The sequence below is a fragment of the Paenibacillus wynnii genome (assembly GCF_030812855.1).
Classification (GTDB): Bacteria; Bacillota; Bacilli; order Paenibacillales; family Paenibacillaceae; genus Paenibacillus_AQ; species Paenibacillus_AQ wynnii_A.
In genome coordinates this window covers 46,606-61,046 of the sequence record NZ_JAUSTK010000022.1, presented here as the reverse complement: position 1 = coordinate 61,046, position 14,441 = coordinate 46,606, and the positions used below count along the sequence as shown (strand labels likewise).

At 46.4% G+C, this 14,441-nt stretch carries 16 protein-coding genes; 7 read left to right on the top strand and 9 right to left on the bottom strand.

Going from position 1 to position 14,441, the window contains the following annotated elements; translation table 11 throughout:
• Window positions 1-13 precede the first annotated feature (13 nt).
• Window positions 14-1,786: a hypothetical protein gene (locus J2T20_RS18565; protein WP_307590833.1), complete on the top strand. Its 1,773-nt coding sequence runs from the start codon at window positions 14-16 to the stop codon at window positions 1,784-1,786.
• 583 nt (window positions 1,787-2,369) lie between these two features.
• Here J2T20_RS18565 and J2T20_RS18560 read toward each other — a convergent pair.
• The 5 genes from J2T20_RS18560 to J2T20_RS18540 all read right to left on the bottom strand — a co-directional run bounded on the left by J2T20_RS18560 (window position 2,370) and on the right by J2T20_RS18540 (window position 5,563).
• Window positions 2,370-2,738, bottom strand: coding sequence for a hypothetical protein (locus tag J2T20_RS18560; RefSeq protein WP_307590832.1), 369 nt, complete (start codon window positions 2,736-2,738; stop codon window positions 2,370-2,372).
• Between the two features lie 167 nt (window positions 2,739-2,905).
• Complete coding sequence (locus J2T20_RS18555) at window positions 2,906-3,904, bottom strand: Gfo/Idh/MocA family protein (protein ID WP_307590831.1); 999 nt, start codon at window positions 3,902-3,904, stop codon at window positions 2,906-2,908.
• A 50-nt stretch (window positions 3,905-3,954) separates the two neighbouring features.
• Window positions 3,955-4,278 (bottom strand): nucleoside triphosphate pyrophosphohydrolase, encoded by a 324-nt coding sequence (locus tag J2T20_RS18550; RefSeq protein WP_307590830.1) that lies wholly within the window; start codon window positions 4,276-4,278, stop codon window positions 3,955-3,957.
• A gap of 43 nt (window positions 4,279-4,321) precedes the next feature.
• On the bottom strand, window positions 4,322-4,711 hold the full coding sequence (gene mutT / locus J2T20_RS18545; protein WP_307590829.1) for an 8-oxo-dGTP diphosphatase MutT: 390 nt from the start codon (window positions 4,709-4,711) through the stop codon (window positions 4,322-4,324).
• A 120-nt stretch (window positions 4,712-4,831) separates the two neighbouring features.
• Window positions 4,832-5,563, bottom strand: a complete 732-nt coding sequence (locus J2T20_RS18540) for a YceI family protein (RefSeq protein ID WP_307590828.1) — start codon at window positions 5,561-5,563, stop codon at window positions 4,832-4,834.
• 193 nt (window positions 5,564-5,756) lie between these two features.
• Here J2T20_RS18540 and J2T20_RS18535 point away from each other — a divergent pair, with 193 nt between their 5' ends.
• From J2T20_RS18535 to J2T20_RS18515, 5 genes are all read left to right on the top strand, one after another.
• Window positions 5,757-6,437: a response regulator transcription factor gene (locus J2T20_RS18535; RefSeq protein WP_307590827.1), complete on the top strand. Its 681-nt coding sequence runs from the start codon at window positions 5,757-5,759 to the stop codon at window positions 6,435-6,437.
• Complete coding sequence (locus tag J2T20_RS18530; RefSeq protein ID WP_307590826.1) at window positions 6,425-7,831, top strand: sensor histidine kinase; 1,407 nt, start codon at window positions 6,425-6,427, stop codon at window positions 7,829-7,831. The genes J2T20_RS18535 and J2T20_RS18530 overlap by 13 nt, the downstream gene beginning before the upstream one ends.
• Window positions 7,832-7,924: 93 nt before the next feature.
• Complete coding sequence (locus tag J2T20_RS18525) at window positions 7,925-8,422, top strand: hypothetical protein (protein WP_307590825.1); 498 nt, start codon at window positions 7,925-7,927, stop codon at window positions 8,420-8,422.
• Window positions 8,423-8,567: 145 nt separating this feature from the next.
• A complete protein-coding gene (locus J2T20_RS18520; protein ID WP_307590824.1) occupies window positions 8,568-9,212 on the top strand; it encodes a hypothetical protein in 645 nt (214 codons plus the stop codon).
• A gap of 188 nt (window positions 9,213-9,400) precedes the next feature.
• Entirely contained in the window at window positions 9,401-10,858 is a 1,458-nt protein-coding gene (locus J2T20_RS18515; RefSeq protein ID WP_307590823.1) for an amidase family protein, read from the top strand.
• Window positions 10,859-10,916: 58 nt separating this feature from the next.
• Here J2T20_RS18515 and J2T20_RS18510 read toward each other — a convergent pair whose 3' ends face one another.
• Window positions 10,917-11,474, bottom strand: a complete 558-nt coding sequence (locus J2T20_RS18510; RefSeq protein ID WP_307590822.1) for a DUF1273 domain-containing protein — start codon at window positions 11,472-11,474, stop codon at window positions 10,917-10,919.
• A 34-nt stretch (window positions 11,475-11,508) separates the two neighbouring features.
• Complete coding sequence (locus J2T20_RS18505) at window positions 11,509-11,868, bottom strand: winged helix-turn-helix transcriptional regulator (RefSeq protein WP_036650091.1); 360 nt, start codon at window positions 11,866-11,868, stop codon at window positions 11,509-11,511.
• 117 nt (window positions 11,869-11,985) lie between these two features.
• On the opposite strand from J2T20_RS18505, the gene J2T20_RS18500 reads away from it, so the two are divergent.
• Window positions 11,986-12,999 carry a zinc-dependent alcohol dehydrogenase family protein gene (locus J2T20_RS18500; protein ID WP_307590821.1) on the top strand — a complete coding sequence of 338 codons (1,014 nt, stop codon included), beginning with the start codon at window positions 11,986-11,988 and terminating at the stop codon, window positions 12,997-12,999.
• Between the two features lie 47 nt (window positions 13,000-13,046).
• Here J2T20_RS18500 and J2T20_RS18495 read toward each other — a convergent pair whose 3' ends face one another.
• Together J2T20_RS18495 and J2T20_RS18490 are read right to left on the bottom strand one after the other, a co-directional pair.
• On the bottom strand, window positions 13,047-13,706 hold the full coding sequence (locus J2T20_RS18495; protein WP_307590820.1) for a ThuA domain-containing protein: 660 nt from the start codon (window positions 13,704-13,706) through the stop codon (window positions 13,047-13,049).
• Window positions 13,707-13,730: 24 nt separating this feature from the next.
• Complete coding sequence (locus J2T20_RS18490) at window positions 13,731-14,432, bottom strand: SDR family NAD(P)-dependent oxidoreductase (RefSeq protein ID WP_307590819.1); 702 nt, start codon at window positions 14,430-14,432, stop codon at window positions 13,731-13,733.
• Window positions 14,433-14,441 lie beyond the last annotated feature (9 nt).

Genomic DNA, 14,441 nt, shown 5'->3' with positions numbered 1-14,441 from the left:
GAGGTCACTACATATGACGTTCAAACAACTGATAAACCCGCGGAATTTTATGATTATTTTGTGTATTTTTGTGTTGGTACTTCTTGGAGAGAAGGCTTTACTGATCTCGGACAAGATGAATACCGTACAGGAAGCAGACCGTTTGTATGCTGCAGGGGATCTGATCGCCGCTGAAGAGCAGTACCAGGAAGCGGCTGCAAACTCTTCCATTCAATATAGGGATGAAGAGATTTCGGCCCGCTTGAAGAAGCTCAACCCGATTACGCTGATACGAAACGGCCTGGAGGAGTTAACTCTATCCTCCCAAGCACAGGCGGCGACCAAGGACTTTGCAGGATTGATGAAAAGTTATGAATCTCTTATTCGTCTGAAAGCCGATTACATGAAGCCTGGAAGTCCCTATGAAACCTATTATCGCCAGTTATCAGCTAGTTCAGGCATTTCAGATAGGATAGCATCGTATTTCCAGCAGTTTAAGAAGCAATTCTATGAGGAATTGACACAAAGTAAGGCCATATTAGAGAGTACGGATGATAGCTTCAAATGGAATCTCTTGCTTATTCCAGATCCGTATTTCGGCGGGGCGAAGGTCAAACAACAGCAGTTATCCTCCCGATTCGAAGCCTATGACAAGGGAAAGCTGGCTGCTCTGGCTGCAGCAGGACAACTTGAAAACTTGCTGAACAGTGCCCGGACTCAAATGAATAGCTACAAGTTACATCAATATGAAGCTCCGTGGATATTAGAACAAACTGAGAAAAGCGGACAGCAGATCCTCAGCAAGGATGTGGAGGGGAATAACATCACGGCTTTCGTTGATCATGCTCTGTTGTACAGGAAGTTTGCAGAAGCTGCAGACTTAAGTTCATCTAAGGTAATTCATTTCGTGGACAGCAACCTGATTAAACTTCTAAAAAGCGCCGGGCGCATGGTTCGGGCAGGGCAGTTTACAGAAGCGATTCAGTTATATGGACAGCTAGATCCACTTCAGGATACATCAGCGGAGGTTACAGCTGCATTGCTGTCATGGAATATCGCAGAGCCGGTCCGATTGTTGCCGGGAGGTGAAGAACCGGAACGGTACAGTCATGTGATCTCCGGGAAGAAACGTTATGACGCCCAGGTATATGTCGCCGGTACAGACAGCACCGGCCGATTGTACTACGCAGCAATGAAGAATGATAATAGCGTGGTTAGCCTAACGGGAGATATTATTCCCGGATATGAGAGCCTGCGCAGTCTCTCATTCAATGAAGCTCTCGGTTCCTCCTCCGGTCTTCCGGTTGTTCTGGCTGAGGCCAACGGAGACAGCGGGCGTAGCGATTTCTATGCCTATGAGATGAAGCCGGATGGGGTATCGGTTTTGTTCACGCTTAGGGGAGATAGCTATGAACTGCAGCCAGACGGCTCGATTATCCTTAATAATGCGGATATAGGTGACGGGGTTGAAGGCCAAAAAGCCCTGTATCGTATAGTTGACGGGGTGTACCAATTTGCTGAAATCGTTCAGGAATATCCCCTGATTTCGGCTGTAGATTTGGAGCTTCACCCCTTTGAGAAGGTATCGCTGAGCGTTGAGATTTACCTAGATATCGATGGAAATACTCTTACTTATGCAGACGGGCGCTATATTTCACTTTTGGGGGATATTAACGTCACGGGTAATACTATGGTTACTGGGCAATTCCAAAATGGCTATGAAACCGTAATGACTGATGTAGGAGAGCAGAATGTCCCTATTTTTATCGTAGATTCGGTAGGGAGTTTAAGTCGTCAGGAACCTTAAACACAATAAAGCTAAAGGACAGTCGATGACCTGTTCCTTTAGCTTTTGTTTTTGCTTTTGTTTTTGCTTTTCTTTTTGCTTTTCTTTTTGCTTGATTTCACTCTTTTATAAAAAGATAATCTCAAGGGCTAATTCAATTGCACTTTTACCTCACATTACACCATTTTCGGTAGCGCAAGAAGTTTGTGTATGAGAGTAGAAGTATCTCCTCGGGTATCCGCGAAAAATACGGAGAATCGTCTAACTACATGGGTTTCAAAATATATAGTTGCAAAAAGTACACTTATATTTCTCCCATAGCACACTTTAGGGTGTTTAATTGCACTTTATACACTTATTTTTTGGTATTCCGGGGTTTATCCGGCATATTCGTGTTTATAGTTGCACAAAGTACATCTATCCATACATCCGAGCGCCAAAAGCTAGAAATAAGTGTATAAAATACATCTATTTCACTGACTACCTCCGATTTTCAGCATTAGGAGCTAATTCAATTGTACTTTTACCTCTCATTTCACTCATTCCCTCTAGAAGCGGACGCATAGAGCGCAAGAACTACAAACCTACTATTTCTGAGTGTGATCTACTTTTTCTTTTTATTTTTATTTTTGTTTTTAAAATAAGCTCCAACTCCATTGCTCGCCAATGCAATTACGCCATACATGATCGAGTAGGAAAAGGCACTGCTGTTGCCTTCAAAGAAAATATACACCGACAAGGTGAACAACACTGCCGGGAGCAGACACATGATGATATTAAATCCTACCCGCAACCCTGCCTCGCCCGTAATAATCAGTATCGCTGTCGGATTGACCATAAGCAATAAGAGTATCCATACGCCTAGATCATTCATAGTAGCATTCGCTGTATTGGTTTGGAGAAATGGAATCAGAAAGAAGAGTACCGTGTACACTCCGAGATGAATCAGAAGTCTTTTTGATGTTGAAGTCATGCTAGCTTCCCCCTAATTGAATATGCCCTCATTATAATAGATATCAGGCTCCGTTCGCAGAAACAAACCTCACTACGCGATTTATGTATACAGCAACCCCCGGAACCACATTTAGCACATAGTCCGGGGGTTGCTGTGTTACTATGACCTAATCCATCAGCTAAGAATTATTCACCTGGGTAAACAAGTCCCCACTGTGCACGTACTTCATCCAGCAGCTTCAGGATTGCCAGAGACTCGTCAAGCGGCATAATTGGACTTTCTGTCAGCCCTGCTTGCAGGCAACGGCCCACCTCTTCAGCTTCGTATACATAACCAATAGAGCTGCGTTCATGCTCAAAAGACTCCACCTTCTCTCCACCCACATACAGCGCTGCTGATTTCGGATTTACTAAGGTGCCCTCCACGATAATATGACCTTCAGTCCCAAAAACATGCGCTTCCTCCAGCATTTTGAGACGTATTCCTGCGTTCAGAGAAGCTGTACGGCCGCCTTCATAGGAGAGAAGCATCGAGAAATGCTCGTCCACCCCGGTCTCACCAATATGCACTGTACTTGATATTTTTTCAGGATGCGGCCCAAAGACCATTGAGGCAAAAGAGATCGGATAAATGCCCACATCCAGCAGCGCACCGCCTCCGAGCTTCGGATTAAGCAATCTTCCTTCAGGATTCCAATCCGTCCGGAAACCCAGATCCGCTTTTACCAGACGCACTTCACCGATCCGTCCTTCGGCAATCCACTCTCTGACTTTAGCTATCGCCGGAATGTAGCGGCTCCACATGGCCTCCATTAGAAACAGCTTATGCTCACGCGCGTAAGCCACAACTTCCTCTAATTCACGGCTATTTACTGTAAAAGGCTTCTCGCACAACACGGCTTTGCCTGCACGCAGCGCCAAGAGAGCATTCTCTTTATGAAAAGGGTGTGGTGTTCCAATATAAACGGCATCCACTTCAGGGTCATTTACTAAATCCTCATAGGTTGCATACGCCTTGGATATGCCGTGATTGCGGGCAAATTCATCCGCACTTTCCTGCGAACGAGACCCCACTGCATAGGCCACACCATTAGAACTATGAACTAAATCCGTTACGAACTGATGAGCGATCCAGCCGGTACTGATGATACCCCATTTTACCTTGTAAGCGTTGTCCCCAGCCATTAACGTTTCTCCTCCCAGTCATACATTCTATCATTTTGATTGTATCAAAACTAATCCTCTACATCCAGCAAAAATACCCTTTCATTAAACCCGCCGCGCTGCTCCGCCTTTTTGGCACGTATCCTCTCTAAAGTCTCGCCATCACTCCCGTGAGCCTCCGCTAATGCCAAGATGACCTCTATCATATCCGCAAGTTCTTCGATAGCCTCTTTATCGCTACCTGCGGCAAAATACTCATTGCACTCCTCTGTTAACTTCGTTCGCAGCTCGCGTAAGTACTCCTCTGCATCCAGTCTTCTCGTGTTGAATGCTTTACCCTGAGAAGTGATCAGCTTCGGTATCCCATCACGCACCAGCTTGTTATATGAAGGCATAGAAATCCCCTTTCTGCTTAATATTGATCGAACTAAGATTTGTTTACCTTGACTCCTTCAGCAGCCGCTCTACAAATGGAACATCCGCCGGAGCAAAGACAAACCGCCCCAGTTCCTTGGGCAGCACCCATTGGTAATCATCATGATCCACCAGTTGCATTTCCCCTTCCAGATACTCCGCTTTCCAAGCGATCAGTTCGATATGTAAGTTTCCATAGCTGTGCTTATTCGTCCCAAAAAATTCATAGGGTAGGATAGAGATGCTCATCTCCTCCATCAGCTCCCTTTGCAGACAATGCTGAACACTCTCGCCTGGTTCGATTTTGCCGCCGGGGAATTCCCAAAGACCTCCCTGTGATTTATCCTCCCGCCTCCGGGCGATCAATAGCTGTCCTTCTCCGTTATATATGATCGCTGCCGCTACTTCAATCACTGAAATACCCCTTTTCCCTAGCCGTGAATACTCCTATTTAATCATAGATCTGCAGCAATGCAAAAAGGACCCTCCAAACCTAAACGGTTGTGGAAGAGTCCCTGCTCGTACAAATCATTTTTATTTGGTTAACACAAGCTCGAGGCGTACCTCTAGCGTATTTTCAGTATCTAGGACTACCGTGTGCGGGTTGCTCATTCCAAAATCAGAGAAGTTAACCGTTGTGGTTCCGGATAGCATTAACTGCCCACCGCTATAAGCCGCTTCGGTCTGAAAAGTGACGTCTTTAGCGATCCCTTTTACCGTCAAAGTCCCTTGCAGCTCCATCGGTACCGCTGTTCCCTCTACCCATTCAGTAGGAAGCTCAGAGAATGATTTAGCTGTAAAAGTGGATTGAGGAAAGGCTTCTACGTCTAGAAAATCTTTGCCTTTTACATGTCCATCTCTTTGGCCATTGCCGGAATCCAGCGTAGCCATGTTCACTGTGCCTTCACCTGTCATGGATGCCACATCTTCCAAATTCACATTCCAGCTGCCCGTAACCGTAGGGTTCACGAAATTCACTGTTTCTTTGGAGGTTGTAACCGACCAGTACACCTTGGAGGTGTCAGCGATCGTCCAGTTTCCGTTTAGTTGCTCTGCTGTAACCGCGGCACCTGCCGCTGCTCCTGTTGACCCCTCGGCTGAAGCAACCTCCTTATTACCCGCGGTGTCTGTCGCCTGACTCTGTGCAGGAATCACGGACTCAATTTCCACATTATTGCCCAGTGTTTTGTTCAGCATTGTATAACCCGAGATAACGGCCACGATCACAATACCGGCAGCAACCAGCACTATAGGTTTTTTCTTCATCCTTATTCCTCCACCTATCTTTTTATAGTTTGTACTTTTGCTCGTTCCTCATTCTAACAAAGCAATATGTCGGGAAGATGTCAAAGCACGGGGCTGTCAGATGTGGTAAACTTGTCATAATTTTAAGCAAACAGAAGCAGAAATCCCGTGGAATCTGGATACGCTTTTTGCATAGCAAGGAGGTAAACTGACTTTGAAATCCATTCTTATAGTAGAAGATGAAGAGGCGATTTCAAGAGTTCTAAGCGTTTATTTGAAAAAGGCTGGCTTCAACGTTACCCGCGTTCCCGATGGACGAATGGCACTGGAGGCCTTCGAGCTATCGCCGCCATCGCTTATTCTTCTTGATATCATGCTGCCGAATATGGACGGCTTCGAGCTGCTACAGCTCATTCGTGAGAAAAGCAGCTGCCCTATTATCATGCTGACGGCAAAAGATGAAATAAAGGATCGTCTTGCCGGCTTAGACGGGGGTGCTGACGATTATATGTCCAAGCCATTTATCCCCGAGGAGGTAGTGGCTCGTGTAAATGCAGTACTGCGCCGCCCCTCTCAATGGTCGGATGGCAGCAGTAAAAGGCATTTTGGAAGCTTATTCATAGATTACTCAGCGAGAAGCGTCCTTCTGAACGGAGCAGAGGTGAACCTCTCTCCTCGGGATTTATCCGTACTACTCTTTCTTGCCGAACGCCCCAACCAGATCTGCAGAAGAGACCAGTTAATTGAACATGTATGGGAGATGGACTATGAGGGAAGCGACAGAGCCGTGGATTTGTCGATCAAAAGGCTTCGCCAAGCGCTGTCGCATTGGCCGGCTAGCGAAGGAGAAATCCGTACGCTGAGAGGAGTCGGGTATCAATTATGGACAACTTAAAAAAACAGACCTCTATTCTCTCCTACTGGACCATCCGTTACTTGATCATAATAAGTATTGGGCTGCTGGTTACAGCACTGACTACCTTTTGGTGGATTAAGCAGGAAGCAATGGATAACCGGATGCAAACTACGGGACTGCTTGCGCAGGAAATCGCTGATCGGAGCGTGGGGCCGGACGGCAATATCGAAGTAAGCCAAAATTTAAAAGCACTCATTGAAAACAGAAAACGATTCTTCAAACTAACCGTAGAAATGTGTGTCATCATCACTAATAATAAGGGTCAGCTTCTGTTCTCCATGCCCCCTCTAACTGAGGAAGAGATGCAGCATAAGCTGAACGATGAGTTAGACGATGTCCGTTCTCCGGAATACAAAGCGGCTACAGCCTCCATTCAGACAGGTGACACCATACTGGGTAAAGTGTTCGTGCTGCAATCCAAGAAAACGCTGAAGCATATCCCGCAAGCGGAAATCGGCTTTTTTGCTATCATGTTATTGTTCCTGATCATCCTGAGCTGGCTGACTATATATCTCCTGTCCCGCAAACTGGCCCGGCCTATTCTAAAGGTGGCTACAGCTGCAGGCCAAATCAGCAGCGGCCAATATAATATCGCTATCCAGGCGAATGCCAAGGAAAGAGAGATCAATGAGCTGATTGTATCCTTTCAGGAGATGGCAGGCCGGCTGAAGCAACTCGAGCACTCCCGGGCTATTATGCTGGCAGGGGTATCCCATGAGCTGAAAACACCGGTTACCTCTATCAAGGGACTTATTCATGCGGTGCGCGAAAAGGTCGTTGAAGGGGAAGAGGCTGATGAGTTTCTGGATATCGCTCTACTGGAAGCCGGGAAGCTGCAGCGTATGGTGGCTGACCTCTTGGATTACAATGCACTAGCTGCAGGGGTTATTTCCATCCGGCATGATAGGATTGCCGCTGTCCCGCTTCTGTCCGAAATCGTATATCAATGGTTCCTTACACAGGATAGTGATGTGTCCGAGCCGGAACTTACTCTACCCGATACACCTTTATTTCTGAGGGGAGACCCGCTGCGGGTTCAGCAAATCATTGTGAATCTACTGAACAATAGCGTCCAAGCCAAGCAGCAGGGCATCCCGCTCAAGCTTACCATTGAACTCCACAACACAGGGCGCGGTACAGCTGAAATCATCATCACCGATAACGGAAAAGGTATATTAGCGGAGCATAGGGGGCTTATTTTCGAGGCTTTTTTCCGGGGTGGCTACAAGCAGAGCACTCTTCGCGGTCTGGGTCTCGGACTTACCTTCAGCTCATTGCTTGCAGAGTCTATGAGTGGAAGCCTGAAGCTTCGTGATCATGACTTCCAGGAGGCCGGTTGTACCTTTGTATTAACTTTACCGCTCCAACGTTAATCGGATCATGAAGAGAACACTTTTAAAGTAGTCGGCTTCAGGACAACATGATATAATCACTTGCACAATGAAACCGTGAACCGGAGGCTGTTTATGTTAACATTCGAACAAAAATTAGTGATTTTGGATTCATATCCTGAGCTGGAGCGTAAGAACGTCTCGCTGGGACGCGTGAACTATCACTTCGAGGAAAGCCAGCATGATAAAAAAACAGTCGCCTTCCACCTTCATCCGAACGGGAACGGCTACGTTTTTGCAGGCTTGTTAAGAGGTTATGAGACGGACGATAAAGGATTTGTGAACATCCGCGATTTCTCGGAGTCGGAGCTGCGGAGTCTACTTGAGGCTTCCATTACCTCTTTATCAGTCAAAATACCGGAAGCTCCAGTCTTAGGCAAAAGAAAGAAAGCCAAGGCTGCTGCCCAAGGGGAGACTCTCTGGAAGGATTCGGAGGGAAACGAACTTACCCTCAGGTTTGAAGAAGATCTGTGGTATCTCTATGCAGGCCTTCATCTGGAGATGGCGTTTGAAACGATTGAGGAAGCCAAGGAATACTTGGCGGAAGAAGACTTTGCTGCTGAGCAAGTGTAGATGATTATCCAGCTTAGGCCTGCTGTCCTGCGCATAATTCGCAGGATAGCAGGCTTTTTCTATTTTTTACATAGTAATTTTATTCCAAGCCTTTTATACTGGAACAAATTAACTCAATTTCTATTTTGAAAGGGAGACTGATCCATTGAACATGCTACTGAAAGATGAACGCGTCCAGCAAGCCAAAAAGGTAAGTAAGCAGTATTTTAACTTTTTTCTGGGTGCACTCTTACATCCCTACCGCAGCATGAGAACCGTCGAAGAAGAACAAACGCTTAATGGAATCATCAGCATGGCATTAACGGCTCTATTCTCATCATTTTATTTTCTTTTCTGGTTTATGAAGTGGGATATTTCCCCCGCCTTTGGCCCTGGCTTTATAAAACCTCTTCTCTTTACTGCCGTTGGCATTGCCGTAGCCTACAGCTTAATGTACGCCGTACTTCGTATGGAAAAGGTGAGCTTTGCACCCAAATTACTGCTGGCTAGATTCGGCACACTGCTGGTACCGGTTATTGCTATTCTTTTACTATCTATTTTCTTTCTAGTTTGCAGTCTTTTCACCTTCTCGCTGTCCTTGCTGGTCCTGTCCTATCTCTTCATATTTGTGGCCATAAATGCGGTATTGTTCCAATATCCACTAGGTCATTCCGCAGGTCCGATCGACACCCTTTTCAGTGTATTTATCGTTAACGCAGTCACAGCATACATATTTTATAAGCTAATCACTTCAGTTGTTGTAGGAGCCATTGGGGGCATAATGAGCGGTATTTCCCCATTCGGTTTTTAATTCAACGAATCGGTTAGTTTCAGGTTAAGGCAGCGGGTTTTCGCTGTCTTTTTTTGATGAAAGATGCTGCTGTTTGGTTAGAGGAAATGTGAAAATACAGGTCGTAAAAGAAGGACTATGAGACAAAGGCAAACTGTGGTTATAATTATCGTACAATACCCTAATCAGAGAAAGAAGTGAGATCACGCATGAGCTTTGAAATCGTTGAGGCCACCATTACGGACATTCAAGCTGCTTTGGATGCCGGAGAAATTACGTCGAAGCAATTAGTGCTTATGTATCTTGAACGCATAGCTGATCATGACAAAAATGGCCTTACGATCAACTCCGTACTGGAGATCAACCCTGATGCGCTATTTATCGCAGAATCTCTGGATGTAGAACGAACATTACATGGAGCCCGAGGTCCAATGCACGGCATACCTGTCTTATTAAAGGACAACATCAATACAGGTGATAAAATGCATACGAGTGCCGGATCCTTAGCCTTGGCGGATTCTTTTGCCTTAGAAGATGCATTTATTGTAACGAAGCTGCGGGAAGCCGGGGCTATTATTATGGGCAAAGCCAATATGACTGAGTTCGCCAACTTTATGACCAATGGGATGCCTTCAGGTTACAGCTCCCGCGGGGGTCAAGTGCTGAATCCTTATAATATTTCAACACCCACTGGCGGCTCAAGCGCAGGCTCTGCAGTCGCAGTAGCCTGCAATTTCTGCACGGTGTCTGTGGGAACCGAAACGTCCGGCTCCATCCTGAACCCTGGGAACTTAGGCTCTGTAATCGGTATTAAACCTACTGTGGGACTCTTAAGCCGCTCTGGTATTCTACCACTCTCCAATACGCAAGACACAGCGGGTCCGATGGCTAGAACAGTTACGGATGCTGTGCTGATGCTGAATGCCATGCTCGGGAGAGATGATAGTGACGCTGCGATGGGGTCAAACTACGGCAGGATTCATGAGGATTACACGGCTTTTCTCGATAAGGACGGACTGCAAGGGGTACGAATCGGTATTCCGCGCGATTATTATTTCGAGGAATTGACGGAGGAACAGCTAGCCCTCTTCAACGCTTCCGCCCAGCTAATGAGGGAGATGGGTGCAACCATTGTCGATCCTGCCGATATTAGAACCGCACGGGAAATCAGCTATTCCTCAGTCGTATTGAACGAGTTCAAAACTTCCTTGAATGCATATCTGTCCCGTTTGGGACCGGGTGCGCCTATACGAACCTTGAAGCAAATCATAGATTATAACCACGCCCACCCCATAGAAACGTTAAAATACGGTCAGATTACGCTGATTGAGGCTGAATATACCACCTCCGGCACATTTACCGAACCGCAATATATTCGTGACCGAGCTACCGACCTGAAGTTATGCAAGGAAGAAGGCATTGATGCTGTGATGAAAGAGCACCAGCTGGATGCGCTGCTTTTCCCGGCAGACTTCGGTGCCAGAATCACTTCCAGAGCAGGATATCCATCCATTGTCGTACCTTCTGGTTATACAGGGGTAGGTGCACCTTTCGGTGTAACCTTCTCCGCTAAGGCATACCAAGAACCTCAACTCATTAAGATGGCTTATGCGTTTGAACAGGCCTCCAAGGTCCGGAAACCGCCATCATTGCGCAGCTTTATTTAAAGTAGTTGCACTCATAAATACTATAACCTGATCCGCAGCTCATGGCTGCGGATTTTTTTCAATCATAACCCCGCTGGTTCTCCTCATCCGCAATATTCTGAATCTCTTCAGAATGAATCAGAAACAACCCGTAATCACTGTCCGCATGCAGCCTCAAAGCACGTTCCTTAAAAAACTTAGGACTTCCCTCCGCGGCGTCTTCATCATAAAAGAGCAGAATCCCATCACTTTTACGGAACAACAAATCATCTCTAGCCCGAAATTGCCAAGGTCCGTCATAAGGAGCATTACTGACCGCCCCGTAGTAATCCGCACCTGCTACTATCCGCCGGTACTGGTCCTGCTTATCTTCCTTCCACTTTTCCTCCGGTGAAGCATGAGCTGTAATAATGCCCAGCTTCAGGTCTGGATATTGGTGCTTCAATTCAATGACAACCTCGCAGGCCCATAGATCCACACCGTATTGCCCGGGGGTTATAATCCATTCAACGCCTTCTTCAACAAACGGAACGATTCTGGCAGCCAACGCTTTTTTGATATAAGGAATTCCCGGGTGCTTGTTATCAAAAATTCCGAGCTCATGGGCACGGTAGCCTGTGACCAGTAGGGTTTTCATAAGGTGCCTCTTTCCTTCTTACTATCTATAAGCCTTAATTTGTCCGGTCATATTCCTCTCTAGCCTTATTGACTGAAGAATAATGATTCAACGCCCAGCCCTTCAACATCCTCATGCAGGGAATCAATGTTTCTCCTAAATCTGTCAATGAGTATTCAACGATGGGTGGGACGGATGGTTTGACCTCTCTTCTTACCAGCCCATCCCGTTCTAATTGTTTTAAGGTTTGGGTTAGCATCTTCTGCGAAATATCTTCTATACGATTCTTCACCTCTCCATACCGGAGGGTTCCATCCTCTAAGGCATAAATGACCGATCCGGCCCACTTGTTAGATATAATTTCAAGCACCTGGCTGTAACCGCAAGCCGATATTGAAATATCCGGTATTTTCATACTTTTTAATCCTCCTCACGTACTTTTGGGTTCGTAGCCTACTTTAAAGTGCCCTCTTACTAAATTTTAGTCCATGAGTTAATGTGTGTCTATAACCCGTGAAGGAGGAATTATATAATGAAAGCATATGTTATTCAAGGTGGCTTTGGCATAGATCACCTCATTGAAGTCAATCGTCCTGTTCCGACTCCAGGAACGGGTGAAGTTCTACTCCGTATGAGAGCCGTAGCTCTTAACTCACGTGATCTAGGAGTCATTGATGGGTTTTATAACCCCAATCTGACCGTTCCTCTTATTCCAGTGTCTGATGGAGTCGGTGAGGTTATTGCTATAGGAGAGAATGTCTCCAGGTTTCAAATAGGAGATAGGGCATGCGGAATCTTTACCCAAAGTTGGACGGGAGGTGAACCGACACAGGCCAATTGGGTGACTACACTAGGGAGTCCGCTTGATGGAATGCTTGCCGAATATGTGCTACTACCGGAGGAAGGGCTGATATGCGTACCCGAACATTTGACTGACAAAGAAGCCGCTACGCTGCCATGTGCCGGAGTAACAGCCTGGCATGCCATCGTGGAAGAAGGCAAGGTCAAGGTGGGTGATACGGTAGTTGTTCAAGGAACCGGTGGTGTTTCCTTATTCGCTCTACAATTCGCCAAGCTCCAAGGGGCAAAGGTAATTGTAATCTCAAGCAGTGATGAGAAGCTAGAACGCGCCAAGTTGATGGGTGCTGATTATGGTATTAACTATAAGCGAAATACAGATTGGGATAAAGCCATTCTCGATTACACCCAAGGACGGGGAGCTGATCATATCTTAGACCTAGGTGGCGCGTCTACACTAAATCGCTCGATCTCGGCGCTAAAGGTAGGCGGACAGATTAGCATCGTCGGTATTCTTTCAGGTGCCAGCGTCGAAGACTTTGCTCTTGTTCCCGCCATCATGAAGAAAGCACGTCTTCAAGCGATTAATGTTGGCAGCCGTGCTATGTTTGAGAACATGAACCTCGCAGTCGAGCAGCACAACCTACGTCCTGTAGTAGACAGCATATTCCCTTTTGACAGGGCCATAGAGGCTTTGCATCATTTAGCTGAGGGTTCATATTTCGGGAAGATATGCATTGTATTTTAAACAACAACATCCCGAGCCACTTTGGGCAGCTCGGGATGTAAGTTGTTTTATTCAGCTAGGTCAGCACACCAGAGAAACAGCTGTCTCATCACTGCGATAAAATCCGGATTTAACAGCCCTTCTGCTAAATGTGCCGGGGTAATACATCCAACTCGACCTCTCCCAAAAAAATGGGCCCATCCAGCTGCTGAAGCACCATCTGTAGAGGTGGACCGCAGGAACACTTCCGTCTTATCCTCCGCACATTCAACAAAATAATGTTCATCCTTGAAGCTAAAGGATTCACCCGTCAATCCAAGCCTCGACCCTACAATCGGCGAGTAGGTGACTTCCGAATGTTCGGAAGGATGAGAAAGAAAATATCCTCGAAGCATCTTCACGTACTCACTATCTTCTGGATAAGAAGCAAGGCCGGAATGCCAGGCAATCCATGATCCGCCTTGATTCACAAAGGATTCGATCTGCTGAGAGACTACGCTAGTCATCCAGCGTGCCTCCGGCTGATTCTGGGGATCGGTGCGGTCCCCTGCGAAAAGGATCACCACATCCGGCTGCTTCTCCAGCTCAGCAGAAATTTGTTGAACGGATACATAGCTGACCTTCACAATCTCTTCATCTACATAGGGCATTAGAATTTGATCCAGAGATTGCTTCGCGAGTTCATAATCATGGTAGTAATCTCCGACAATGGCTACAATATTCTTCATTTTAACCCTTCCCCTTATATAAGATTAGAAAGACATTGGCTCCCCTTTATAATTGATCATCCAACATTCTTGTGCAGGTATAACTTCTCTCTCTGCAAGTTGAACCAGCCCCAAAGCTGAATCCTTAGGATCCCCAGTAGCTTGCTCCCCGCCCATACACGTTCGGATCCAACCGGGATGAACAGAATACACAACGAAACCTTCAGGTGTAAGGGCCTTCCGCAACTGAGCTGAGAAATAGGTCAGGCCGCTTTTCGATAAGGCATACGGATAATCCTTGCCATAAGCCCCGCTGAAGCTTCCTGCTTCAGAACTGATATTGATAATACAAGGAGAAGCACTTTGGCGAAGCATGGGTAAGAAGTGCTTTACGACTTTCATCGGTCCATACAGGTTGGTTAGCATCGATTGTTCCACATCTGCAAAATCCAGCTCTTCAATAGGAATCTCCCGAGCAATCAGAATCCCTGCGTTATTAATAAGGGCGTCGATACTCCCAAACTGTTTTTCAATAATATCCTTCGCTTTACTTATGGCCTCCTCATCATTGACATCCAGCTGTATAACTGTGAGCTTGCCTTCGAAAGTATTTTGCAATTCCCTAAGCTGTTCGTTATCTTTGGCTGGACTGCGAATCCCTGCAATAACTTGGTGACCACGTTCAACAGCCGCTCGTACCGTTTCCAGACCTAGACCTTGGCCGGCCCCAGTTATAAGTATGATCATTCTCCATGT

Coding starts and splice junctions, on each gene's coding strand:
- J2T20_RS18565 (WP_307590833.1), top strand. CDS start 14: ATGACGTTCAAACAACTGATAAACCCGCGGAATTTTATGATTATTTTG.
- J2T20_RS18560 (WP_307590832.1), bottom strand. CDS start 2,738: ATGACTTCAACATCAAAAAGACTTCTGATTCATCTCGGAGTGTACACG.
- J2T20_RS18555 (WP_307590831.1), bottom strand. CDS start 3,904: ATGGCTGGGGACAACGCTTACAAGGTAAAATGGGGTATCATCAGTACC.
- J2T20_RS18550 (WP_307590830.1), bottom strand. CDS start 4,278: ATGCCTTCATATAACAAGCTGGTGCGTGATGGGATACCGAAGCTGATC.
- J2T20_RS18540 (WP_307590828.1), bottom strand. CDS start 5,563: ATGAAGAAAAAACCTATAGTGCTGGTTGCTGCCGGTATTGTGATCGTG.
- J2T20_RS18530 (WP_307590826.1), top strand. CDS start 6,425: ATGGACAACTTAAAAAAACAGACCTCTATTCTCTCCTACTGGACCATC.
- J2T20_RS18525 (WP_307590825.1), top strand. CDS start 7,925: ATGTTAACATTCGAACAAAAATTAGTGATTTTGGATTCATATCCTGAG.
- J2T20_RS18515 (WP_307590823.1), top strand. CDS start 9,401: ATGAGCTTTGAAATCGTTGAGGCCACCATTACGGACATTCAAGCTGCT.
- J2T20_RS18510 (WP_307590822.1), bottom strand. CDS start 11,474: ATGAAAACCCTACTGGTCACAGGCTACCGTGCCCATGAGCTCGGAATT.
- J2T20_RS18505 (WP_036650091.1), bottom strand. CDS start 11,868: ATGAAAATACCGGATATTTCAATATCGGCTTGCGGTTACAGCCAGGTG.
- J2T20_RS18500 (WP_307590821.1), top strand. CDS start 11,986: ATGAAAGCATATGTTATTCAAGGTGGCTTTGGCATAGATCACCTCATT.
- J2T20_RS18495 (WP_307590820.1), bottom strand. CDS start 13,706: ATGAAGAATATTGTAGCCATTGTCGGAGATTACTACCATGATTATGAA.
- J2T20_RS18490 (WP_307590819.1), bottom strand. CDS start 14,432: ATGATCATACTTATAACTGGGGCCGGCCAAGGTCTAGGTCTGGAAACG.